Consider the following 23,869-nt stretch of genomic DNA (forward strand, 5'->3'; position numbering starts at 1 on the left):
GCGGTTCGCAGCAATCTCTTCCGGCGACAGCTTGGCGAGGTTGGCGCCGAGATAGGTGTGGGCGGAGAGGCAGTAGCCGCAACCGTTATATTCGGAGATCGCAAGGGCGATCCGTTCGCGGGTGGCGGCAGGCAGTCGGCCCTTGCCGAGCGCACCGAAAATGCCGAGGTAGCCTTCCAGCGCGGCCGGGCTGAGGGCGGCCAGACGGAACAGGTTCGGCACGCTGCCGAGCTGCTTTTGCACCTGCTGGAGAAGCGGGCGGGAGGCTTCGGGCGCGTCGTCGACGGTGGCCGGGTAATCGATGCGGGACATGGGGATCTACTTGGGATCGAGTTGGATCGTTCGTCTCGATGTCCCCAAGGTAAGAATTCCGCTTTTCGCGAATAGATGGTACTTTCGAGATCCCTCCTCCCGAAAAGTGAGAGCATGGCAGACCGTTTCGATTTCATGTCCATCCTGATTGCAGCGGTCGATTGCGGCAGTCTTTCCGTCGCCGCGCGCGAGCTCGGAATGCCGCTGGCCACGATCAGCCGACGGGTTGCGGAACTGGAGGGGCGTCTCGGCACGCAGCTTGTGATCCGCTCGGTTCGCGGTCTTGCGCTGAGCGAGGCGGGCACAACCTATGTCGCGGCCAGCCGTGGAATTCTCGAACAGGTGGCGAAAGCGAAGAAGGCGGCGGCGGGCGAGTTCAGCACCGTCAAGGGACGGCTCAGCCTGACGGTACCGATCGTCTTCGGCCGCCTGCACGTTCTGCCGGTGATCACCGATTTCCTGAAGACCTACCCTCAGGTCGATGTCCGGCTTGAGCAGATCGACCGACCGATCAGCCTGCACGAGGAACATATCGCCGCCGCCGTGCGCATCGGCCGTCTGCCTGACAGCAGCCTGCGGGCACGGCGTCTGGGAGAGGTCCGGCGCGTAACCTGCGCCAGTCCGGACTATCTTGAAGAGCGGGGACAGCCGGAGCGCGGCGAAGATCTCGCCGGTCACGACTGCATCACCTTCGAGAACCTAATGTCGGCGGAGCGCTGGCGGTTCGGCAAGGGGCACAGGGAACGGCAGGTCCGGGTTCACTCGCGCATGGCGGAGACGGCGGTCGATGCCGCCACGGCCGGGCTTGGCATCACCCGGGTTCTGTCTGTCCTATCAGGCAGTACAAACGGTGGCTGCGGGGCGCTTTGTCGTCCTTCTGGAAGACAACGAGCTTCTGGAAGACGACGAGCCGGAAGCCTGGCCGGTCAACATTCTCTACGCGGGCGGTCTCGTGCCGCAGAAGCTGCGCGCCTTCATCGATTTCGCCGCTCCACGCCTGAGCGCGGTGCTCTCCGAACAGTCTGCACATTTTCGCGCCGCTGCTCCGCTGAGTGCAACTCGCGGTTTCACAACCGCGTAAACAAGCCGCCTATAATGCGACAGTATGCTGCGGAAGGTTCCTTTGATTGACAATCGATCAAAGTGGATGCAGTTAAATTCCCGTACTGATTTTCGACTCTTCATTATGTTCAGCGATGACAAATGCCATTGAGACTCGCACCGGACCATAACGATACTAGATTGTAGCCTAACAAGGTTTACGGGTTGAGACCTGAAAAGCGAGGGACGTCCCATGAACAAGTTCAAGAATATCCTTGCCGCAACTATCGTAGCGTCACTTGCCCTTCCGGGCATTGCCTACGCGGACGGAACCGTCGAGGTTCTGCACTGGTGGACCTCCGGCGGCGAAGCCAAGGCAATCGGAGAACTGAAGAAGGCCTTCGAGGCGGAAGGCGGGAAATGGGTCGACTCGCCGATCGCAGGCGGCGGTGGCGATGCGGCGATGACCGCACTGCGCGCCCGCGTCGTCGCGGGCAATCCCCCAACCGCCGTTCAACTCAAGGGACCGGGCATTCAGGAATGGGCCGCTCTCGGCGCGCTCGACGACGTGCAGGACGTGGCCGACGAGGAAGGCTGGGACGACGAACTTCCCCCCGCTCTTGCCAAAATCATGAAATATGACGGCAAATACGTCGCCGTTCCCGTCAACATCCACCGCGTCGACTGGTTCTGGGCCAATCCGGAAGTGCTGGCGAAGGTCGGTGTTACCGAAATGCCGACGACCTGGGGTGAATTCAACACGGTCGCCGACAAGCTGAAGGAAGCGGGCATTACGCCGCTCGCCCATGGCGGTCAGCCCTGGCAGGACGCGACGATATTCGAGGACGTGGTGCTGGGCATCGGCGGGGCGGACTTCTTCCGCAAGGCGCTGATCGATCTCGATCAGGACGCGCTGACCAGCGACACGATGGTCAAGTCCTTCGATCAGCTCCGCAAGCTGCGCGGCTATGTGGACCCGAACTTCTCCGGGCGCGACTGGAACCTCGCCACCGCCATGGTGATGCGCAGCGAAGCCGGTTTCCAGATCATGGGCGACTGGGCCAAGGGCGAGTTCCTGACAGCCGGCAAGGTGCCGGGCAAGGATTTCGTCTGCGCGCCGACGCCGGGCAAGGGCTTCGTGCTCAACTCCGACAGCTTCACCTTCTTCAAGGTCACCGGCGAGGAAAAAGTCGAGGGCCAGAAGGTGCTGGCGAGCCTGATCATCTCGCCCAAGTTCCAGGAAACGTTCAACCTGGCCAAGGGCTCCATTCCGGCCCGCACCGACGTCACGCTCGACAAGTTCGACGATTGCGCCAAGAAATCCCACGCCGACCTTCTGGCGGCGATCAAGGCCGACTCGCTGGTGCCCTCCATGGCGCATGAAATGGCGGTTCCGCGCTCCGTGCGCGGCGAATTCCTCGACCTCGTGACCAATTTCTTCAATTCCGACATGAGCTCCGAGGACGCGGTCAAGACGCTCGCCGCCGCCGTCAAACGCGCTCAGCAGTAACCTCTCTACAAAGGCTCAGATAAGGGTCCTCCGATCAGGGCACGGGGCTAGGACATTTCAGCGTCCCGGTTCCGCTCCTGCGGTTCGAACACCTTTCCGGAAAGATATTTGCAATGGGACGCCTGCTGAAGCGCTGGCTGCCGAAACTGGCGGTCTCGCCGCTATTCGCGGTCAATCTTTTCTTCGTCTACGGCTTAATCGCCTGGACCGTCTATATCTCGTTTACCCGCTCCGGCATCCTGCCGACCTACGATTTCGCGGGACTGATCCAGTATGTGCGACTGTGGGAGACGCCGCGCTGGTATGTGGCGCTCGCCAACCTGTTCATCTTCTCCGCGCTGTTCATCGGTGTGTGCACGATCATGGGGTTGATCCTCGCCGTTCTGCTCGATCAGCGCATCCGCGCGGAAAGGGCAATCCGCACCATTATCCGATGGTGCTGTCCTTCATCGTCACCGGCACGGCGTGGAAGTGACTCCTCAATCCCGACCTCGGTCTGGAAAAGGTGGTGCACGACCTCGGCTTTCCGGGCTTCCGGTTCGACTGGTTGGTCAATCCGGAGATGGCCATCCATCTACACGGTGGTGATCGCGGGCGTATGGCAGTCGTCGGGCTATGCGATGGCGCTGTTTCTCGCCGGATTGCGCTCGGTCGACGACAACGTACTGAAGGCGCGGCGACGATCGACAGGGCGGGATCGTGGCGCACCTATTCGCGCATCGTGCTGCCGAACCTGCGGCCGGTGTTCCTGTCGGTCTTCATCATCCTGGCGCACCTGTCGATCAAGAGCTTCGACCTCGTCATCGCGTTGACCAACGGCGGGCCGGGCTACTCGACCGACAACCCGCGACCTTCATGTATTCCTTCGCCTTCCAGCGATCTGAACTGGGTACGGCGGCGGCCAGTGCCGTGATGATGCTGGCGACCATCCTCGCAATCATCGTGCCCTATCTCTATTCCGAATTGCGGGAGACGAACCGATGAGCGGCGCAAACTCTTCCGGCATCTGCGCGCCTTCTGCTGGGGCCATCACGTCCTGCGCTATATGCTTTATGCGCTGCTAGTGCTGTTCTGCCTCTACTATCTCGTGCCGCTCTTCGTGATGGTCCCGACCTCGCTGAAGTCGGTGGCGGAGATCCGCGACGGGTACTTGATCGCGCTACCCGATGCGCCGACATTCGCCGCCTGGACGAAGGCGTGGGATACGGCCTGCGCGGGTGTTCGCTGCGACGGGCTGAAGCCCTATTTCTGGAATTCGGTGATGATGGTAGTGCCCGCCGTGGCGCTGTCGACGTTTCTCGGCGCGATCAACGGCTACGCGCTCACCAAGTGGCGCTTTCGCGGCACCAACGTGATCTTCGCGCTGATGCTCTTTAGCGCCTTCATCCCCTCCCAGGTGGTGGTGCCGATGGCCCGCACGCTCGGCGCGCTGGGGCTTGCGGGCTCCGTCTTCGGGCTGATCCTGGTGCACACGGTCTACGGGCTCGCCTTCTCCACGCTGTTCTTCCGCAACTTCTTCGTCGGTGTGTCGGATGCCATCGTGAACGCGGCGAAGATCGACGGAGCGGGCTTCTTCCGCATCTTCTTCATGATCATGATGCCGATGGCGCTGCCGGCGATGGTGGTCACGGTGATCTGGCAGTTCACCCAGATCTGGAACGACTTCCTGTTAGGCGTCATCTTCACCATCGGCGACAGCAATCCGCTCACCGTTGCGCTCAACAACCTCGTCAACACCTCCACCGGCGTGAAGGAGTACAACGTCGACATGGCCGCCGCGATCATCGCCGCGCTGCCTACGCTCCTCGTCTACATCGTCGCCGGAAAGTATTTCGTCCGCGGTCTGGCCGCCGGCGCTGTGAAAGAATAGGGAACCATGGCCAGCATACGCCTCGAAAACGTCCGCAAGCGCTTCGGCAACGTCGATGTCATCAAGGGGATCGACCTGGAGATCGAGGACGGCGAATTCGTCGTGCTCGTCGACCCATCGGGCTGCGGCAACTCCACCCTTCTCAACCTGATTTCGGGTCTGGAAACGATCAGTTCCGGCGACGTGAAGATCGGCGACAAGCGCGTCAACACCGTGCCGCCGAAGGACCGCGACATCGCGCTGGTGTCCCGGTCCTACGCCCTCTATCCCACCAAGAACGTGCACGACAACATCACCTTCGGCATGCAGACGCGAAAGGTGCCTGTAGCCGAGCAGCAATCGGCGCTCAAGGAAGTCTCCGAAATGCTGCATATCGATCATCTGCTCAATCGAAGGCCGGGGCAGCTTTCCGGCGGCCAGCGCCAGCGCGTCGCCATGGGGCGCTCCCTGGTGCGCAAACCGGAAGTCTTACTGTTCGACGAGTCGATCTGTTCGTGGCCGGCTTCATGGGCTCGCCGCCGATGAACATGCTGCCGGGAAAGCTGGTGCGCGACGGCGGCACCTTCGTCGATGCGGGCGAGTTGCATTTCCCATTGTCAAAGGACCTTGCCGACAGGCTCTCGATCGAGGACGGGCACGAGGTCGTCCTGGGCCTGCGTCCGGAAACGATCTTCGCGGCGGGCAGCGAGTTGCCTGGACCGGACCGCTTCATCTTCGAGCGGCCGGTCGAGGCCGTGGAGCCCACCGGGCCGGAAACGATGCTGGTCTTCACCGTCGCGGAGACGGAGATGATCGCGCGGGTGCGACCACAGGACGAGGCCCCCGTGGGCGCACCGTTCCGCTTCGAGGTTGAAATGGGCAAGGCGAAGCTCTTCGACAAAGCGACCGGCGTGCAGCTTTAATCGCCTTCAAAAGACATCTAAAACATGTCCAATCCGAGTAGGGAAAAGTGCTGAGGGAGCGGCATTGTCCCTGCGCGGGCGTTCGACATCCTGGGAGGAATACAAATGAGCGACGTCGCATTCATCAGCCTTGGCAACATGGGGCTGCCCATGGCGATCAACCTGGTCAAGGCCGGGCATTCCGTCACCGCTTTCGACACGGTGCCGGAAGCGCTGGACAAGGCGAAGGCGGAAGGAATGCGGATCGCGGCCGAGGCGGTCAACGGCACCGATTTCGTCGTCACCATGCTGCCGAACGGCTCGATCGTCGCCAAAGTCTATGCCGAGATCGTTCCGGCCGCCAAGGCGGGCGCGGTACTGATCGATTGCTCCACCACCGATGTCGCAAGCGCGCGTCAGGCCCACAAGATGAGCGCCAAGGCCGGGCTTCTCTCGCTGGATGCACCGGTGTCCGGCGGCACGGCGGGGGCAGCGGCGGGCACACTGACCTTCATGGCGGGAGGACAGCGCGACGCCTTCGACAAAGTGGGGCCCGATCCTCGATGCAATGGGGGCGAAGATCGTCTATTGCGGCGAGGGCGGTGCGGGACAGGCGGCCAAGATCTGCAACAACATGCTGCTCGCCATTTCGATGATCGGGACCTGCGAGGCCTTCTCCTTGGCCGAAAAGCTCGGGCTTTCGCCGCAGGTCGCCTTCGACGTGATGTCTACCTCGTCCGGCGCGTGCTGATCGGTCAACGCCTATTGCCCGGTTCCCGGCGTCGGACCGCAGACCCCGGCCGACAACGGTTACAAGCCTGGCTTTGCCGCGGAGCTGATGACCAAGGATCTGGGGCTTTCCCAGCAGGCGGCCGACGAATCGGGCCAGGCGACGCCGCTCGGCGCCCATGCGCTCGATCTCTATCGCCATTTCCTTGAGAACGGCGGCGCGGGCAAGGATTTCTCCGGCATGATCGAGTATCTCAGGACGGCAGTACGCGGCGGCGCCTGAGACGTCGGTTTCGCCCGCTTTTTCGCAGAATTCTACCCTAGCGGCAGATAACCATCGATCCAAATCGGCGCTTGACACAGGTGCCGGTTTCCAAGCCATCTCCGGCAACCGCACGAAACCCGGCACGGCTCCGTTGCCCGGTCTTTCACGCTTCATCCAGCGCTCAAAAGACCGTCGCCGCGCCGGGCTCTCCCGCCTTGCCGCCGGTTCGCAGACAGCGCAACAGCATGCCGAGAGCGGACATGATCAAACCGATCCCCCTCACCCCCGAAGCCTTCGCCCCCTTCGGCCATGTCGCGCACAGCGGCAAAGGCGATACCCAGATGATCCGCGACGGATCCGTGCTCATGACCAAGACCGCCGCCAAGATCGGCCATGACGCGGAAGGCACTGAATTCTCGATCGATTTCCACGACGTCGCCCCCGTCTCGGGCACGTTGCGCATGACGGTTGCCGAAAAGCACCCGCAGTCGTCGCAGGTCTTCGTGCCGATCAACGCGGAGCGCTATAGGAGCCTACCCCCGGCGTCGAGCCGATCGTCTTCGTCGCGGGCACGAAGGACGTGATCGTCTACAATTCCGGCGTCTGGCATCACGGTATCGTCGCCCTCGACAAGCAGACCGTGTTCACCTCGCTGATCTGGCGCCCGACCGACGGACGTCCCGACACGATCTTTCTCGATCTGGCCGAGCCGGTCGACGTCTCGCTGGACTGAGTCCCCAGGCCTACCCTCCGGGGTTGCCGCCCCGACTTGCCCGACGTCACGAGGATGCAGCCGCGCCCCCGCGCGGCTGCGACATCCCGCCACGACCGTGAGACCTCGAAAGCGCGCATCGGGTCCACCGCAGCGGAATCAGAACGCTGCCGGATGAATCGGCACGTCAATTGTGCACGATTTCTCCGCATGCCCACATTTGCGCCGATCTCGGCGAAGTCACGGACTTGAGCTGCACGCGTCGATTGACGACAACGTCTCCAGCAGCTTTGCCCGCTCCCATCTTCCGGAACCTTCCATGTTTGACCTTCTGATCCGAAACGCCAACCTGCCCGACGGGCGGGAGGGTATGGACATTGCCGTCAAGGACGGCGTCATCGAGTATGAGTTCTCCGAGGACGTGTCCGGCACCCACTATCCGCGCGCCATGCGCGAATATGTGGAAAAGGACGTCGATCTGATCGTCGGCGAATCTTACGCGGTGGAGCGCGAAGCGCGCCAGGTTGCAAAGGATTGCCTGAACGTGCCTTCCCGATGGGCTTCTTCGGCAAGCCGTCCGGCGACAATTTCGGTGTCTTCGGCACGTGGAACCATGACGGCGCCTATCTCGCCGGCATGCTGGCGGGCAAGATGACCAAGACCAACGTGGTTGGCTCCGTCGCCACCATTCCGATCCCGGAAGTGAACCTACTGATCAACGCCTTCAACGCGGGCGTCCACGACGTGAACCCCGAGTGCAAGACGTTGGTCTCCTTCATCGGCACCTTCTTCGATCCCCCGAAGGCACGCGAAGCGGGCCTTGCCGAGATCAACGCGGGCGCGGACATCCTGTTCGGCGAGCACATCGGCACGGCGGACGCCGCCAAGGAGCGCGGCATCAAGGCTGTCAGTTCGCTGATCGACTACACGGACCGCTATCCCGACACGGTCTTCGCCAACGCCGTGTGGTACTTCCGCCCGATCCTGGATGTGGCCATCGCCGATGTGAAGGCGGGCAAGCCGGTCGGCAAAGTCTACACCTCCTACGGCCTTATGAAGGCAGGCGGCTCGGACATCGTCTACACCAAGGATGTGGCGCTGAAGGAAGCCGAAGAGGCCATGGAGAAGCGTCGCGCCGAGATCAAGGCGGGCACGTTCGAGGTTCCGCCCGACATGAGCGAGCCGAAGTGAAACCGGACCGATTGACGGCGTGAACGCCGGACAGACCATGACAAAACAGAACGACGCGATGGCACTTGCCGCAGCCATCGCGTCTTCACGTGTGAGCGCAAGCGAGGCGATGGAAGCCTCACTCGCCGCCGTGCGCAAGCATCGCGACCTCGGCGCCGTCGATGTGCTCAAGCCCGAACTCGGCCTTGAGGTCGCCGCCGCCTTCGATGCGGAACGGCGCACGACGCCCGAAAGCTTATCTGGGCGGCCCTTCGGTGACGTTCCGACGCTGGTCAAGGATCTCGGCAGTCCGTTTGCCGGAATTCCGGAGGCTGCGGGATCGAACGCGCTGCGCGGGCTTTCCGACGGCAGCGCCGATTCCGAATTCGCCCGCAGGTTCCGGGCAACAGGCTTGATCTCCTTCGGCTCGACGCTTGTCCCCGAATTCGGCATGTCCGTATCCACCGAGCCGCTCGGCCGCGATCCGGCGCGAAATCCGCTCGATCCTAAACGCACGCCCGGCGGCTCCTCCGGCGGTTCGGTGGCGTGCTGCGGACTGATCGGGCTGAAGCCCTCGCGCGGGGTGATGCCGCAGGCTCCCGATTTCGGCAATATCTGGCCGGGCTCGCCTCGGAACTTGCCCTGTGCCGTCCCATCCGGGACGCACGCGTCGCCTTCGATCACATGATCGGAGATGTGCGCGGGCCTTCGCCCGAGCCCCAGATCGAGGCCGCGACATTGGGATCGCGGACCATCGGGCTTGTCAGCGAAGTCGACTCCTTTGCGCTCGAGCCTGCCCGCGCCCACGCGGTTGCGGAGACGACCGCGCTTCTGGAAGGCGCCGGTCATCGCATCATCGACATTCCCTTCACCCGTCTGGCGCCGCTGGTTTCCATCGGCAAGCGCGCTTTTGATCGGATCATCTACGCCTCCATGGCCGCAACGTTCCAGGACGTGCGGCTGAATGAGGACAAGATCGAGCCCCTGACCCGCGCCGCGCTCAACCGCGGACGGGCGATGGAGGTGGGCGACCTGTGGATCACCATGCACGAGGGCGTGCTCGCCGCCCATGCGATGTGGCATATCTTCGACGAGGTCGACATCCTGCTGACACCGATGCTAGCGCACAAGCCGCCAAAGCTCGGCTCTTTTCCGACCGATCACGATGACATCGAAGCCCATTGGGACCGCATGATAGCCTTCGCACCGCTGGCCTCGATCGCCAACATCACCGGCACGCCCGCCCTGTCCATGCCCGCGGGCGCGGACGAGGCAGGATTGCCGCTGTCGGTTCAGTTCATCGCTCCGATGGGGGCCGACCGGCGGCTTCTCGCCATCGGCGCAACGCTTGAAGCGCTCAGGCCCTGGCAGCACAAGTTCGAGATCGCGGGGTTACCGCAATGAGCGATGCCCCCGTCCTGCGTCTGTCCGACATCTCCAAGCGTTTCGGCGACACGGTCGCCAACGATGCGATTTCCATCGACCTTGCGCGTGGCGAGGTGCTGGCGCTTCTGGGCGAGAACGGCGCCGCGGCAAGACCACACTGATGTCGATCCTGTTCGGCCACTACACGCCGGATACGGGCTCGGTGGAGGTGGAAGGCCGCAAGCTCACGCCGGGCCGCCCGCGTGCGGCCATCGATGCGGGCGTCGGCATGGTTCACCAGCATTTCTCGCGGGCGCCGAACCTGACGGTTCTGGAAAACGTCATGACCGGAACCCAGAGCCTGTGGAAGCCGAAATCCGATACAGGCACGGCGCGGCGCAAGCTTGCAGAGATTTCCGAACGCTTCGGCCTGGCGATCGATCCGGACGCGCGGCTCAGCGATCTGTCGGTCGGCGAGCAGCAGCGCGTGGAAATCCTGAAGGCGCTCTACAACGATGCGCATATCCTGATCCTCGATGAGCCCACCGCCGTTCTGACCAATGCGGAGGCCGAACGGCTTTTCACAACGTTGCGTGAAATGGCGCGGCAGGGCCTGTCGCTGATCTTCATCTCGCACAAGCTGCATGAGGTTCTGGCGGCAGCCGACCGGGTGGTGGTGCCGCGCGGCGGCAAGGCCGTCGCCGAACGTCAGGCGAGCGAGACCATCAAGTCGGAACTGACGGACTGATGGTCGGTCATCAGGTCGCGTGGCCCAAGCGCGAGGCGGGCAAGACCGGCGACGTGGTTCTGGAGGCCATCGGCGCATCGCTGGTGAAAGACGAGGTCACACGGCTTTCCGATCTCAATTTCAAGATCCGGGCGGGCGAGACGCTCGGCATCATCGGGGTTTCGGGCAACGGGCAGGCGCAGCTCGCCCATCTCGTTTCCGGTCTCTCGCAGGCGAGCTCCGGCGAACTGCGATTGTTCGACGAACCGATCGCCGACGGCGTGGAAGCGCTGATGAAGGCGGGCGTCGGCCGCATTCCCGAAGACCGCAACGCGGAAGGCGCCATCGGCGAGATGACACTTTGGGAAAACGCCATTCTGGATCGGGTACGTTCACCGCGCTTTTCGCGCAACGGCTTCGTTGACCACGCAGCCGCCCGTGCCTTCGCCTCCATCATCATCGAGTAATTCGACGTGCGCGGCGGAGCGCCGGACCGGCGCACGCGGCTTCTCTCGGGCGGCAACATGCAGAAGCTCATTCTGGGGCGGAACCTGCACGACGAGCCGAAGCTACTGATCGCCGCGCAGCCGACGCACAGGCTCGACGAGGGCGCGATTGCCGCCGTTCACACGCGCATTCTGGAAGCCCGCGCCCACGGGACCGCGGTGCTGCTGATATCCGAGGATCTGGACGAAGTGCTGAGCCTGGCCGACCGTATCCGCGCCATCGTCAAGGGACGATTGTCCCCGCCGCTTGCAGCCGAAGGGGCCGATGCCAAGAAACTCGGGCTCATGATGGCGGGCGACTGGGGTCTTGCGCAGGAAGAAGCTCATGCGTCTTGAACGCCGCACTCACCATCCCTTCGCCCTCGCCGATCATCGCGATCGTCGCCGCGCTGGCAATCTCCGACATCCTGATCGCGGCCGCAGGCGCGCTCATTCTGGAAGCCTATTACCAGATCTCCATCGGCTCCTTCGGCTCCCGTCTGGCGATCACCGAAACGCTGACACGGGCAACCCCGCTGATCTTCACTGGGCTTGCCGCCGCCGTCGCCTTCCGCGCGCAGGTGTGGAACATCGGCGCCGAAAGTCAGTTCTTCATCGGAGCGATCGCGGTCGCGGCCTTCGGGGCGCAGGCGACCGCCGGTCTGCCGCCCGCATTCACCATTCCGCTCCTAATGCTAATCGGGGCGATCGCGGGCATGATCGGCTGCTTCTTCCGCTGGGCCTGAGGCTCGAGTTCGGCGTCGACGAGGTGGTGACGACCCTGCTCCTCAATTTCGTCGCGGTGCTGTTCGTCTCCATGATGATCGAGGGCCCGCTGAAGGATTCGCTCGCCTTCGGTTGGCCGCAATCGCTGCCGGTTGCCGACAATGCGGTGCTGCCCAAGCTGGTGGAGCGCTCGCGGCTTCATATCGGGCTGATCGTCGCCATCGCGATTGCAGTGGTCGTTCATCTCGTTCACGCACGCACGGTCTTCGGCATGCAGTCGAAGGCGGCGGGGCTCAATCCCAAGGCCGCGAAGTTCGCCGGCGTGCCGCTTGCCTCCACGCTGATCAAGGTCGCCTGCCTTTTCGGCGGATTGGCAGGGCTTGCCGGTGCGGTGGAGGTGATGGGGGTGAAGGGCTATGTCACCACCGACCTTTCGCCCGGCTTCGGCTATTCCGGCATCATCGTCGCCATGCTCGCCAACCTTCACCCCATCGGCGTCATCGCGGCGGCCGTGTTTACCGCCGCCACGTTCGTCGGGGCAGACGGCATGAGCCGGGCCATCGGCATTCCGACCTACATCGCGGACGTGACCGTCGCGCTATCCCTGCTGACCATGCTGGTCGCCCTTTTCTTCACGCAGTACAGGATCGTTAAGTGATGGAGATCCTCGACATCTTCGCCTCCGCCGGTCTGTGGGCCGCCGTGCTGCGTATCGCCACACCGCTGATCTTCGGCACGCTGGGCGCGCTGATGTGCGAACGCTCCGGCGTGCTCAATCTCGGCATCGAGGGCGTCACGACCTTCAGCGCGATGATCGGCTGGCTCGCCGTCTTCAAGGGGACGGATCTGTGGACGGGGCTGCGGGTCGCGGCACTTGCCGGTGCTGCCTTCGGCTTCCTGCATGCAGCCCTCACCGTGACGCTCGACCTCTCCCAGCATGTAACCGGGCTCGGCATCACGCTGTTTGCCAGTTCGCTCAGTTATTTCCTGTTCCGGCTGATCGTGCCGGCCGCGGGCACGCCGCCGACCATCGTCCCCTTCCAGCCGATCCACATTCCGGGACTGTCCAACCTGCCCTTCATCGGGCCTGCGCTTTTTGCGCAGACGGCGCCGGCCTATCTCGCCATCGTGCTCGGCTACGTGCTGTTCTTCACCTCGCTGGGGCTGGCGATACGGATAACGGCAGAGAACCCGCACGCAGCGGAGGCGCAGGGCGTCAACCCGATCACGGTGCGCTACGGCGCGATCAGGGCGGGCAGCGTGCTGATGGGCGTGGGCGGCGCGTTCCTGACGCTGTCTGCCTTCAACTCGTTCTTTCCCACCATGGTGCAGGGACGCGGCTGGGTGTGCATTGCGTTGGTCGTCTTCTCCTCCTGGCGCCCGAACCGTGCGCTTCTGGGCGCGCTGCTGTTTGCGCTGTTCGACGCCTATCAGCTCCGGCTGCAGACGGTGGTCGGCAAGGCCGTGCCCTATCAGCTCTTCCTGATGGTGCCCTACATCATGTCGATCGTGGCACTCGCCGTGATGGCGCGGCGTGCACGGGTGCCTCAGGCTTTGATACGGGCCTATCGGCGCGGAAAGCAGTAGGGAAGCGACTTCGCACCAGTCTCTCCGTCGTCATCACCCGGCGCAGTCCGGGTGATCCACAGGATGCTCCACATCTGCGGGAACCCGTATTGGATTGCCCGGACAAAGCCGGGCAATGACGACGGGGAAATGGGAAACTAGCGGCTCCTTCAAGGAGCCAGAGCCGCCTTCAGCGAGGCGGCCTCTGCGGGCTGTTCACGCAGGTTCAGCCCCAAGCGCAGATCGATGATGTGGCTCAGCATGATCTCTTCCGCCGCCGTCCCATCGCCACTGGCCAGCGCCTCGATCAGCGCATGGTTGGAGTGGCTTTCGCAGGCCGTGTCCGCCCGCTTCCAGTAAACCGCGATGATCAGCGACGAGCGCGCGATCAGCGCCCGCACCATGCGGGCAAACAGATGCTGGTCGGCGATATCCGCGATGTCGATATAGAAGAGGCCGGAGAGATAGAGCGCCTTACCCCATGTCCCCGGCATCGATCGCCGCGTGTTCCGCCTCGATATGGGCATGCAGCCGCTCGATATCGGCGGTCTCCACCGCCTGGGCCGCCATGCGCGCGACCCTAGGCTCGATCAGCCCGCGCGCTTCGAACACCTCGTTCGCCTCGCGGATGGTGGGGCTTGAGACGAAGGCGCCGCGATTGCGCTCGATGGCGGCGAGATCGGAATGAGCGAGCGCCTGCAAGGCCGTTCGCGCGACGGTACGGCTGGCGCCGTAGATCTCGCCGACCTCGTCCTCCGACAGATTCACCCCCGGGGGCAGACGATGCTCCAGAACGGCCTTCTGCAGCGCCAGGGCAATATCAAGGGCACGACCGGACGGTAGCGAAAAGATCTGATCGAACCCGCCTCCGGACCGTGGCTCGACGGGCATGACCAATCGATGTCCACCTCTTCAGTTCGTTACCCCGCCATAGGTAGCGGAATGACGAGACATCGGCAATTCAAAATCATATACAATAATTTATGAAATCGTATGCGATATGATTATTTTTTGCGCACGATTGCCTCTCGGATAGAAACACGGAATTTTCAAGTATTTATTTTCAATGGGTTAGCTAGTTTTTCGCCTTGGCACATCGATTGCTTTGTCATTGTTTGATATGACATGTAGTATGGGTGCCCATGACCAAGCCGGCCGAGCTTGAGCTGATTGCCACGACGAAGCGCTACGGCACGACACTGGCCGTCGACGCCATCAACTATTGCTTTCCCGCCGGCAGCTATTCCTGCCTTCTCGGACCTTCGGGGTGCGGCAAGTCCTCCACGCTCAGAATGATCGCCGGACACGAGACGGTGAGCGACGGCAACATAGTGCTCGGCGGACGCAATGTCACCGAACCTACCGCCGGCTGCGCGCGGAACGGCGATGATGTTCCAGAACTACGCCCTCTTCCCCCATCTCAAGGTCGCCGACAACGTCGCCTTCAGCCTGCGCATGAAGGGCGTCGACAAGACAACGCGGCTGAAAAAGGCGCACGAGCTGCTCGACCTCGTCGACATGGGCGACTACGGTGAGCGCTTTCCCAACCAGCTCTCCGGCGGCCAGCAGCAGCGCGTGGCATTGGCGCGCGCGCTCATCACCGAACCTTCCGTCCTGCTCCTCGACGAGCCGCTCTCGGCACTCGCCCCCTTCCTGCGTATCCGCATGCGGCTGGAACTGAAGCGGCTGCAGCGCGAACTCGGCATCTCCTTCATTCACGTCACCCACTCCCAGGACGAGGCGCTGGCCGACAACATCATCGTCATGAACGGCGGCAAGATCGAACAGGAGGGTAGCGCGCGCGAGGTCTTCGATTCTCCGCGCACCGAGTTCATCGCCCGCTTCATCGGCGGGCACAATGTGGTCGACGGCGAGGCAGGACAGGTTGCGGTTCGCGCGGACAAGGTGACGGTCGCACGCCAGAGCACGCCCGCCGGTCTGACGGCGAGGGTCAGCGAAATCGAATATCTGGGCTCGCTGGTGAACCTGACGCTCGATGCGGGCGAGGCAGGCAGCTTGACCGCCGCCATTCCCGACGCCACCTTCTTCCAGAACCCGATCGAAATCGGCGAGACGGTCTCCGTCAGCTGGAAACCGGAAGACGCGCACAGGCTCGTCGCCTGATCCACTTATCTGAAACCGGCAAAGACCGGTCAGGACCCGAAGATCGGGTCACCTCAAACACCCCTGACACACCCGAAACACAACGGGGACACCTCCGGAAGAGGAATAGGAGTAGCAGACATGACCACCCCCAAGGGTTTAAAGACGGTCAGCCGCAGAAACGTGCTCAAGGGCGGCGGCGCTCTGGCGGGCGCTGCCGTCGGCTCAGGTGCGATCACCGGGTTTCCGACCATCTGGGCGCAGAACATCAAGAACGTGACGCTTCGCCAGTTCGGCACCGGCGTGTCCAACATCAACGAGGTCGCCCAGACGGTGAAGGAAGACCTCGGCTTCACGCTGGAAATGACCGCGCTTGATTCCGACAGTGTGACCCAGCACGCCGCCACCCAGCCGAAATCCTTCGACATCGCCGACATCGAATACTGGATCTGCAAGAAGATCTGGGGTGCGGGCAACCTGCAGGCGATGGATACGACCAAGATCAAGAATTACGACGAGATCGTCGGCATCTTCAGAAGCGGCAAGTTGACGCCGGAATCGGAGATCGCGCAGGGCACGGCCCCGCACACGGTCGGCTTCCGTCAACAGCCCGGACAGCAAGTCCTTCGCCAAGGGCGAAACCCAGTGGATGACGCTGAATCCCCACCATCTACAAGGCGGACACGCTGGGCGTCCGTCCCGATATCATCAAGCATCCGATCAAGAACTGGTCGGAACTACTGAACCCGGAATTCAAGGGCAAGGCCTCGATCCTCGACATCTCCGCCATCGGCATCATGGATGCGGCGATGGTGTGCGAATCCATGGGCGAGATCACCTATGGCGACAAGGGCAACATGACCCGAGACGAGATCGACAAGACCATGGCCGTTCTCACCGAGGCAAAGAAGGCCGGTCAGTTCCGCGCCTTCTGGAAGACCTTCGACGAGAGCGTCAACCTGATGGCGTCGGGCGAGGTCGTGATCCAGTCCATGTGGTCGCCTGCGGTCACCGCTGTCAAGACCAAGGGCATCCCGTGCGTGTTCCAGCCGCTTGAAGAAGGTTACCGCATCTGGGGCGGCGGCATCGGGCTTTCCAAGAACCTCTCCGGCCTCGAACTGGATGCCGCCTACGAGTACATCAACTGGGTATCTCGACGACTGGGCCGGCGGCTTCCTGATGCGTCAGGGCTACTATTCGGCCGTGCCTTCGACGTCCAAGGAGTTCATGAGCGAGAACGAATGGAGCTACTGGTTCGAGGGCAAGCCCGCCACCGACACCATCACCAACCCCTACGGCGAACCCCATGGCCAAGGCGGGCGAGACCCGCGATGGCGGCTCCTTCTACGAGCGTATGGGCCACGTCGCATACTGGAACGCCGTCATGGACGAAAACCAGTACATGGTTCGCAAGTGGAACGAGTTCATCGCGGCCTGATCACTTCCTCCCGATCAGTTCCACGGTGACAACCGTTCTCTCCTGCCTGCCCGGAGACTTCCCATCCGGGCAGGCCCCCATTTGCAAATCGCCGGAACGGCTTCATCGCCATGTCGAAACGCGATCCCATCACGCGCGCCGAAAGGATCAGCTGGCTGCTGGTCACGCCGATCACGGCGGTGCTCGGCTTCTTTCTGGTGTTGCCGATCCTGACCATCGTCGTCGTTAGCTTCTGGAGCTACAACGAGTGGTCCTTCTATCCCGACTTCAATCTTGAGAACTTACACCTATCACCTGACCTCGGCGGTGACCTGGGCGACCTATCTCAAGACCTTCAAGTACATGATCCTGGTGTGGGCCTTCTGCACTGCGATTGGCTTCACGGTGGCCTATTTCCTGGCCTTCCACGTGCACACGCTGACGGCGCAGGTCGCGCTGTTTCTGCTGTGCACGACCCCGTTCTGGACCTCCAACATCATCCGCATGATCTCGTGGATCCCGTTTCTCGGGCGCAACGGCATCGCCAACTCCACCCTGATCAACCTCGGCATCGTCGACAAGCCGTTGGAATATATTCTCTATTCTGATTTCGCCGTCGTGCTGGCCTTCGTCCATCTCTATGCGCTGTTCATGGTGGTGCCGATCTTCAACACCATGATGCGCATCGACAAGTCGCTGATCGAGGCGGCGCGCGATGCGGGCGCCAGCGGCTTTCAGATCCTGCGCCACGTGATCATTCCGCTCGCCAAACCCGGCATCATGATCGGCTCGATCTTCGTCGTCACGCTGGTGATGGGCGACTTCATCATCGTGCACCACATGTCGGGCGGCCAGTCGGCCTCGGTGGGGCGGCTCATCTCCAACGAAATCAGCCTGCTGCAATACCCGGCAGCCGCCGCAAGCTCGGTCGTGCTGCTGTGCACGGTGCTCATCATGATTGCGATCATGCTGCGCTTCGTCGATATCCGGAAGGAGCTTTGAGATGAAACCGCGCTCCAGATCCTTCTACGTGCTGGCAGCCTTCTTCGCGCTGTTCGTTCTGTTTCTCTACGGGCCCATCGTCACCATCGGCATCCTGTCCTTCCAAGGGCCGGAGGGTGGGCTGACCTTCCCGATGCGCGGGGTGTCGCTGCACTGGTTCTACGATCTCTTCCAGCAGCAGGCGGTGGGCGACATCTGGGGCGCGTTCCGCCGCTCCTTCGCACTGGGGCTGATGGTGATGGTCGTCACCGTCGTCTTCTCGGTGATGGGCGCCTCGCCTTCCGCAATCGCTTCCGCGGCCAGACGGTGCTGTTCTACCTGATCATTCCCTCCATCCTGGTCTCGCTCGGCGTCGGGCTGATCTTCAACATTCTCGATCTCGACGTGCACTGGGCAACATCCGGTTTCGGCTCGCAGCTCACCTGGACGCTGCCCTTCGGCCTGCTGATCATGTTCGCGGTCTTCAACCGGTTCGACAAATCCTATGAAGAGGCCGCACGCGATCTTGTAGCGACGCCCTGGCAGACAGTACGCCACGTGGTATTGCCGATCATCGGACCGATGCTGATCGGCGTCGCCCTCTTCGGCTTCACACTGTCCTATGACGAATTCGCGCGCACGCTGCTGACGGCGGGATCCTACAACACCCTGCCGCTGGAAATCTTCGGCATGACGACGAACGTCACCTCGCCAGTGCTCTATGCGCTGGGCACGCTGACAACGCTGTTCTCCTTCCTGATCATCGGCATCTTCCTGACGATCGCCGTGGTGCTCAGGGTGCGGCGCGCGCGCCAGGCATCGGATGTCAGTAAGGGAATGATGTGATGCAGGTTCTCGTCATAAACTCCAGCTCGACCGCGACGATGACGGAGGAAATCGCGGAAGCCGCGCGGCTTGCCGCTAGCCCGCGCATGGCGATCACCGCGGTCAATCCGCAAGACGCGCCCCCGGCCATTCAGGGGGCGGCCGATGGAGACGCCGCGCTGCCCGCCCGCCGTCTGCGAGCTGTTTGAACGGATGCTGGCGGGGCCGGTGCAGTTCGATGCGGCGATCATCGCCTGTTTCGACAATGTCGGGCTGAAGGTTCTCAAGAAGACAAGCCCGATCCCGATTATCGGTATCAGCGAGGCGGCCTTTCACGTCGCCACGCTGCTGGGACCACGCTTTTCCGTGGTCACCACACTCGATGTCTCCATCCCGATCATCGAGGAGAACATCGCGACATACAGTTTTTCCGACCAATGCGCCCGCGTGCGCGCAGTGGGCGTGCCCGTGCTGACCGTGGGCGGGGCGGATCACGGTGATCCCTGAATCGCGGAAGAAATCCGACACGCGGCAAAGGAGAACGATTGCCGCTCGATCGTGCTCGGCTGCGCGGCCATGGCGAGCCTTGCGCACACGCTCAGCCACGATATCGGCGTACCGGTGATCGATGGGGTTGCGGCGGCGGTGAAACTCGTCGAAACGCTGCTGGATCTCACTCCGAAGCACTAGGACACGCCTCTTCCCGTGACAGTGTAAAATCCTCTAAGGTCGAGGCCGAACCGGCTCGGGAGAAGCCGGCGGAACCTGGGAGGACTTCATGGATCTTGGCGCACGGCTCAAAGGCCGCCGCATTCTCATCACCGGTGCCTCGAGCGGGCTCGGGGCTCATTTCGCCCGCCTTTGTGCGGCCAACGGCGCGCGCGCTGCGGTTGCCGCGCGGCGAATGGACCGGCTGGAAGAGCTGGTCGAGGATCTGCGCGATGCAGGTGCGGCGGAGGCAATCGCGCTGCGGCTCGACGTTTCCGACGAGACATCGGTGCGCAACAGCTCGGCGACCGGGACGATGGGCGGGCTGGACACGCTGATCAACAATGCCGGGATGGCGAGCGAGAGCCTGTCGCTTGACCAGACCAGCGAGGATTTCGACCGGGTTCTCGATGTGAACCTACGCGGCGTCTGGCTGATGGCGACGGAAGCCGCTCGCTACTGGCGCGAAAGCGCGACGCCCGGCGCCATCGTCAACATCGCCTCCGTGCTCGGCCTCCGCGTCGCCGTCGGCGTGGCGCCTTACGCGATATCCAAGGCCGGGGTCGTCCAGTTGACCAAGTCGCTGGCGCTGGAGCTGACGCGCTTCAACGCGATCGCGCCGGGCTATTTCGCAACCGAGATCAACGAGGGCTTTTTTCGGCGATCCGCGCGGCGCGGTGATGATGGTGATGATCAAGCGCATTCCCATGCGACGTATCGGCGATCTGCCGGAACTCGATGCCCCCTTCGAATTGCTGGCAACCGACGCCTCCTCCTTCATGACAGGAGCCGTCATTCCCGTCGATGGCGGCCATCTGGTCAGCACGCCCTGATCCCGCACTCCCCGCCTTTTCCTTGAAGGACGATCACGATGGATTTCACGCTCGATCCCCGTCACGAGGAGCTTCGCGCACGGGTGCGCACTTTTGTGACCGAGCATCTCCTGCCGCTGGAAGCCGATCCGGCGAGTTTCAACGAATTCGAGAACATACGCCTGCCGCTTCGCGACGAGATGCGCGCAAAGGCCCGCGAGGCGGGCCTGTGGGCCCCGCAAATGCCGCAGGATCGCGGTGGGTTGGGACTTTCCATGGTCGGTCAGGCCACCTTTTACGAGGAAACCAACCGCTGCGTCTTCGGCCCCTCGGTCTTCAATTGCGCGGCGCCCGATGACGGCAACATTTGGCTTCTGGAAACGGTGGCCCGCGAGGACCAGAAGACCCGCTGGCTGCAACCCATCGTGGCGGGCGAGGTGAATTCCTCCTTCGTCATTACCGAACTTCACCCCGGCGGCGGCTCCGATCCCGGCATGATCGGGACTCGGGCGGAACGACACGGCGATGTCTGGAAGATCTACGGTCACAAGTGGTTCATTTCGGGGGCGGCAGTCGCCAAACACTTCATCCTGATCGCGCGCACCGACGACAACCCGGACGAGAAGCGCCGCCACCTGACCGCCTTCCTGTTCCACCGCAACCAGTCCGGCTGGCGGATTGTACGCCGGATCGAAAACATGGGACCGGACGAGCACGACGGCGTCTGCGAGCTGGAATTCGATGGACTGGAAATTCCCGACGGCGACCGCCTGATGGAGATCGGCGACGGACTGAAGGTGACGCAGATCCGCCTCGGCCCTGCCCGGCTGACCCATTGCATGCGCTGGCTCGGCCTGGCCAAGCGGGCGACGGAGATTGCGCAAGCCTACGTCTCGAAACGCGAGGGTTTCGGCCTTCGACTGTCGGAACGCGAATCCGTCGATCTGGCGCTGGGCGAAGTGGCGCACAAGATCCAGATCGGGCGGCTTCTGGTGATACACGCGGCCTGGAAAATCGATCAGGGCGAGCGGGCGCGCAAGGAAGTTTCCCGCGCCAAGATCCACGTGGCAGATACGTTGCACAAGGCGATCGACACCGCGATCCAGCTCAACGGCGCGCGCGGCTATTCCAAAGACACGATGCTGGAATGGATGTACCGCTACGCCCGCTGCGCCCGCCTCGTCGACGGTGCTTCGGAGGTGCACAAGATGGTGCTGTCGCGCTTCCATGCGCAGGAAGGCGACGGGTACTGGAGCTGGGGGTAGAGCGCGGCTGCGGGTTGCGGCGACGACTCCCTCTCCCATGGGGAGAGGGTTGGGGTGAGGGGTATCGGACTGTCTAGGATACGGAGATATCTCCGCCCCTCACCCGGCGCATTCGCGCCGACCTCTCCCCATGGGAGAGGTGATTTCGGGGGCTCTCGGACTTTTCCATTCTGCCGCTTGCCCGTGCATTCTCCTTCCGTCATTACCCGGACTTCGCCGGGTAATGACGGAAGGAGGGGGCAAGGCGTAACGGCGACGTGGAGTGAGAAACTCACTCTGAATTCGCGTGCGCCCATTCTTCGCGAACAGAAGGCTCCGTTTCTTCCGCGCCGAGCACATTTCTTAGCCGACTAAATTCTTCAAGGGACACTAATCGCAACATCGCCCAGACGGCCATCCCGCGCACGTCCGCAGAAGGGTCATCAAGCAGCGCCCGCGCCTTTTCCGCCAGGGTAGGATCGCCGGAATTTCCGATCGCGATCAGGACATTGCGGATGAATCGATCGCGCCCGATGCGCTTGACGGGGGAGCCGGAGAAAAGCGCGCGGAAAGCTGCGTCATCCAGATCCGCGAGCTCCGCCAGACGTGGGGCTTCCAGATCCGCGCGGGCCTGAAGCTTCGCCTCGCGGGCGGTTGCCGCGAACTTGTTCCACGGACACGCGGCCAGGCAATCGTCGCACCCGTAGATCCGGTTGCCGATGACCTCGCGAAACTCATACGGGATCGGACCCTTGTGCTCGATGGTCAGATAGGAAATGCAGTGCCCGGCATCGAGCCGATAGGGCGAAGGGAAGGCCCTGGTCGGGCAGGCATCGAGGCAGGCCCGACACGAGCCGCAATGGTCCCTCTCCGGCTCGCCCGGCTCCAGATCGAGCGTGGTGAAGATCGAGCCCAGAAACAGCCAGGAGCCGAATTCGCGCGAAACAAGGTTCGTGTGCTTGCCCTGCCAGCCGAGACCGGCGGCACCGGCCAGCGGCTTTTCCATCACGGGTGCTGTATCGACGAAAACCTTCACGTCGGCCTGTTCGTCCGCCGCATCACCCTCTTTCGCCAGCGAGACGATCTGACCGGCCAGCGTCTTCAGCTTGCCCTTGATAACTTCGTGATAATCGTGGTGGCGGGCGTAGACGGAGATCGAGCCAACCTCCGGACGCTTGAGATTTTCCAGCGGATCGCGGTCGGGACCGTAATTCATGCCGAGCATGATGATGGAACGAACTTCCTGCCACAGCGCGCGCGGCGCGGCGCTCCTCGGTATCCGCCATCCAGACCATCGTGGCGTGATGACCGTCGCGCAGAAAGCGGGTAAGGCGCGCTGGTGCCTCGGGAATCGCATCGGGAGAGGTGATGCGGCACGCACCGAAGCCCAGTGCTGCCGCCCGCTCGGCTATAGTCCGTTTCAGCCGCACGCCGTGCTCTCCTCCGACCGCTCCCGTCAACCACAACTCAGGGCGCGGTTTGCTAGAAATCCAGATCCACATAGGTCGCGGCCGGGCGCATGCCGGGGATCGTTTCGGCAAGGAGCCCACGGAAACTCGGTCGCGATTTCACCCGTGCATACCAGGCTTTGGCGTTTTCGTCCTCATCCCACGGCACTTCGCCCAGATAATCGACGCACGACAATTCCGCCGCCGCCGCGATGTCGGCAAAGCTCAGCCGGTCGCCGCCAAGCCAGCGGCGCGAGGCGGCCAGATAGCCGATATAGCGCAGGTGATGGCGGATATTGTTGCGCGCGGCCCTGAGCGCCGCCGAATCGGGTTCGCCGCCGCCCGCCGATTTCGGCATTTCCAGCTTGTAGACCTTCTCGCGCACGAAATGGCCGATCACTTCCTGATCGAATTTCCCGAGGAACCAGTCGACCAGCCGACGCACTTCCGCCCGGCGTTCGGCATTGTCCGGCATGAGTCGCTTTTCCGGGATCATGTAGCCGCGCGTCTCGTCGAGATATTCCATGATCACGCCGGCGCCGCAGACCAGCGTGCCGTCGTTTTCCACCACCACCGGCACGGTGCCGGCAGGATTGATCAACAGGAAATCGCGGCGGCGCTGCCAGGGGAATTCGAGGTAGGCCTCGAAATTGACGCCATATTCGTGCAACATCAGACGCACAAAGCGCGAGGCGGGTGAGAAAGGATGGTGATATACGATCAACATGCGGGCTTCATATACTCGTGACGCGGTTTGTTGGGCCGCAGATCGATTGCCAACCTACCCATTCCGCGAAACCGGTAAACGGATCCTGAAGACGGTGCGAACGTTGCAGCAGGACCCACGTAACCCACAGGACCTTTATCCCGGCTATCCCGGCGCGGCGGCGTCATCGAACGTGATACGCTTACCCGTCCGTCGTCCCTCACACCCATCTTCCAGTCTCTTTCCAGTCATCAACGGACCGCAAC

Annotated in this window: 16 protein-coding genes and 13 pseudogenes; 24 read left to right on the top strand and 5 right to left on the bottom strand. The window is 62.8% G+C overall.

Translation table 11 applies throughout. The annotated features are described in order from the left end of the window. Positions 1–312, bottom strand: a 312-nt coding sequence (locus QNJ43_RS08745) for a carboxymuconolactone decarboxylase family protein (RefSeq protein ID WP_300469165.1), incomplete at its 3' end; no start/stop codon positions are given. Positions 313–426: 114 nt separating this feature from the next. On the opposite strand from QNJ43_RS08745, the pseudogene QNJ43_RS08750 reads away from it, so the two are divergent. From QNJ43_RS08750 to QNJ43_RS08820, 15 genes and pseudogenes are all read left to right on the top strand, one after another. Beyond that, positions 427–1,393 (top strand): annotated as a pseudogene (locus QNJ43_RS08750) (LysR family transcriptional regulator). A 213-nt stretch (positions 1,394–1,606) separates the two neighbouring features. Continuing rightward, entirely contained in the window at positions 1,607–2,863 is a 1,257-nt protein-coding gene (locus QNJ43_RS08755; protein WP_300469167.1) for an ABC transporter substrate-binding protein, read from the top strand. Positions 2,864–2,976: 113 nt separating this feature from the next. Continuing rightward, positions 2,977–3,847: pseudogene (locus QNJ43_RS08760) on the top strand (sugar ABC transporter permease). Positions 3,848–3,908: 61 nt separating this feature from the next. After that, positions 3,909–4,733: a carbohydrate ABC transporter permease gene (locus tag QNJ43_RS08765; protein WP_300469169.1), complete on the top strand. Its 825-nt coding sequence runs from the start codon at positions 3,909–3,911 to the stop codon at positions 4,731–4,733. A gap of 6 nt (positions 4,734–4,739) precedes the next feature. Beyond that, positions 4,740–5,258 carry an ABC transporter ATP-binding protein gene (locus QNJ43_RS08770; protein WP_300469171.1) on the top strand — a complete coding sequence of 173 codons (519 nt, stop codon included), beginning with the start codon at positions 4,740–4,742 and terminating at the stop codon, positions 5,256–5,258. Next, the gene (locus tag QNJ43_RS08775; RefSeq protein WP_300469174.1) at positions 5,228–5,635 is read left to right on the top strand and encodes a hypothetical protein; all 408 of its coding nucleotides are present in this window, start codon (positions 5,228–5,230) and stop codon (positions 5,633–5,635) included. The genes QNJ43_RS08770 and QNJ43_RS08775 overlap by 31 nt, the downstream gene beginning before the upstream one ends. Positions 5,636–5,740: 105 nt before the next feature. Further along, positions 5,741–6,626, top strand: a pseudogene (mmsB, locus tag QNJ43_RS08780) (3-hydroxyisobutyrate dehydrogenase). 242 nt (positions 6,627–6,868) lie between these two features. Next, positions 6,869–7,192, top strand: coding sequence for an ureidoglycolate lyase (locus tag QNJ43_RS08785; RefSeq protein WP_300469177.1), 324 nt, complete (start codon positions 6,869–6,871; stop codon positions 7,190–7,192). Beyond that, complete coding sequence (locus QNJ43_RS08790; protein ID WP_300469189.1) at positions 7,189–7,341, top strand: hypothetical protein; 153 nt, start codon at positions 7,189–7,191, stop codon at positions 7,339–7,341. The genes QNJ43_RS08785 and QNJ43_RS08790 overlap by 4 nt, the downstream gene beginning before the upstream one ends. Before the next feature lie 358 nt (positions 7,342–7,699). Further along, a pseudogene (locus tag QNJ43_RS08795) lies at positions 7,700–8,511 on the top strand (BMP family protein); the annotation flags it as partial. A gap of 37 nt (positions 8,512–8,548) precedes the next feature. Beyond that, complete coding sequence (locus QNJ43_RS08800) at positions 8,549–9,178, top strand: amidase family protein (protein WP_300469191.1); 630 nt, start codon at positions 8,549–8,551, stop codon at positions 9,176–9,178. Further along, positions 9,175–9,894, top strand: coding sequence for an amidase family protein (locus QNJ43_RS08805; RefSeq protein ID WP_300469193.1), 720 nt, complete (start codon positions 9,175–9,177; stop codon positions 9,892–9,894). The genes QNJ43_RS08800 and QNJ43_RS08805 overlap by 4 nt, the downstream gene beginning before the upstream one ends. Then, positions 9,891–11,424: pseudogene (locus tag QNJ43_RS08810) on the top strand (ABC transporter ATP-binding protein). The gene QNJ43_RS08805 and the pseudogene QNJ43_RS08810 overlap by 4 nt, the downstream one beginning before the upstream one ends. Then, positions 11,414–12,451 (top strand): annotated as a pseudogene (locus tag QNJ43_RS08815) (ABC transporter permease). The pseudogenes QNJ43_RS08810 and QNJ43_RS08815 overlap by 11 nt, the downstream one beginning before the upstream one ends. Beyond that, a complete protein-coding gene (locus tag QNJ43_RS08820; RefSeq protein ID WP_300469195.1) occupies positions 12,448–13,380 on the top strand; it encodes an ABC transporter permease in 933 nt (310 codons plus the stop codon). Before QNJ43_RS08815 ends, QNJ43_RS08820 begins: the two are co-directional and overlap by 4 nt. 149 nt (positions 13,381–13,529) lie before the next feature. Here QNJ43_RS08820 and QNJ43_RS08825 read toward each other — a convergent pair whose 3' ends face one another. Together QNJ43_RS08825 and QNJ43_RS08830 are read right to left on the bottom strand one after the other, a co-directional pair. Then, on the bottom strand, positions 13,530–13,853 hold the full coding sequence (locus tag QNJ43_RS08825) for an FCD domain-containing protein (protein WP_300469198.1): 324 nt from the start codon (positions 13,851–13,853) through the stop codon (positions 13,530–13,532). After that, on the bottom strand, positions 13,834–14,250 hold the full coding sequence (locus QNJ43_RS08830; RefSeq protein WP_300469201.1) for a GntR family transcriptional regulator: 417 nt from the start codon (positions 14,248–14,250) through the stop codon (positions 13,834–13,836). The genes QNJ43_RS08825 and QNJ43_RS08830 overlap by 20 nt, the downstream gene beginning before the upstream one ends. Before the next feature lie 251 nt (positions 14,251–14,501). Between QNJ43_RS08830 and QNJ43_RS08835 the strand changes: the two are divergent. From QNJ43_RS08835 to QNJ43_RS08875, 9 genes and pseudogenes are all read left to right on the top strand, one after another. Next, positions 14,502–15,483 (top strand): annotated as a pseudogene (locus QNJ43_RS08835) (ABC transporter ATP-binding protein). Between the two features lie 120 nt (positions 15,484–15,603). Further along, a pseudogene (locus tag QNJ43_RS08840) lies at positions 15,604–16,900 on the top strand (extracellular solute-binding protein). A gap of 110 nt (positions 16,901–17,010) precedes the next feature. Beyond that, positions 17,011–17,881 (top strand): annotated as a pseudogene (locus QNJ43_RS08845) (ABC transporter permease). A 1-nt stretch (position 17,882) separates the two neighbouring features. Next, positions 17,883–18,706, top strand: a pseudogene (locus tag QNJ43_RS08850) (ABC transporter permease). After that, positions 18,706–18,894, top strand: coding sequence for an aspartate/glutamate racemase family protein (locus tag QNJ43_RS08855; RefSeq protein WP_300469203.1), 189 nt, complete (start codon positions 18,706–18,708; stop codon positions 18,892–18,894). The pseudogene QNJ43_RS08850 and the gene QNJ43_RS08855 overlap by 1 nt, the downstream one beginning before the upstream one ends. A 4-nt stretch (positions 18,895–18,898) precedes the next feature. After that, a pseudogene (locus QNJ43_RS08860) lies at positions 18,899–19,375 on the top strand (aspartate/glutamate racemase family protein). Between the two features lie 88 nt (positions 19,376–19,463). Continuing rightward, a pseudogene (locus QNJ43_RS08865) lies at positions 19,464–19,994 on the top strand (SDR family NAD(P)-dependent oxidoreductase); the annotation flags it as partial. 106 nt (positions 19,995–20,100) lie between these two features. Beyond that, on the top strand, positions 20,101–20,226 hold the full coding sequence (locus QNJ43_RS08870; protein ID WP_300469281.1) for a hypothetical protein: 126 nt from the start codon (positions 20,101–20,103) through the stop codon (positions 20,224–20,226). A 38-nt stretch (positions 20,227–20,264) separates the two neighbouring features. Next, entirely contained in the window at positions 20,265–21,470 is a 1,206-nt protein-coding gene (locus tag QNJ43_RS08875; protein ID WP_300469206.1) for an acyl-CoA dehydrogenase family protein, read from the top strand. Positions 21,471–21,741: 271 nt separating this feature from the next. Here QNJ43_RS08875 and queG read toward each other — a convergent pair. Beyond that, positions 21,742–22,879, bottom strand: a pseudogene (queG, locus tag QNJ43_RS08880) (tRNA epoxyqueuosine(34) reductase QueG). A 52-nt stretch (positions 22,880–22,931) separates the two neighbouring features. Continuing rightward, positions 22,932–23,624, bottom strand: a complete 693-nt coding sequence (locus tag QNJ43_RS08885) for a glutathione S-transferase family protein (protein WP_300469208.1) — start codon at positions 23,622–23,624, stop codon at positions 22,932–22,934. Positions 23,625–23,869 lie beyond the last annotated feature (245 nt).

This window comes from Breoghania sp. (genome assembly GCF_030066895.1).
GTDB lineage: Bacteria > Pseudomonadota > Alphaproteobacteria > Rhizobiales > Stappiaceae > Breoghania.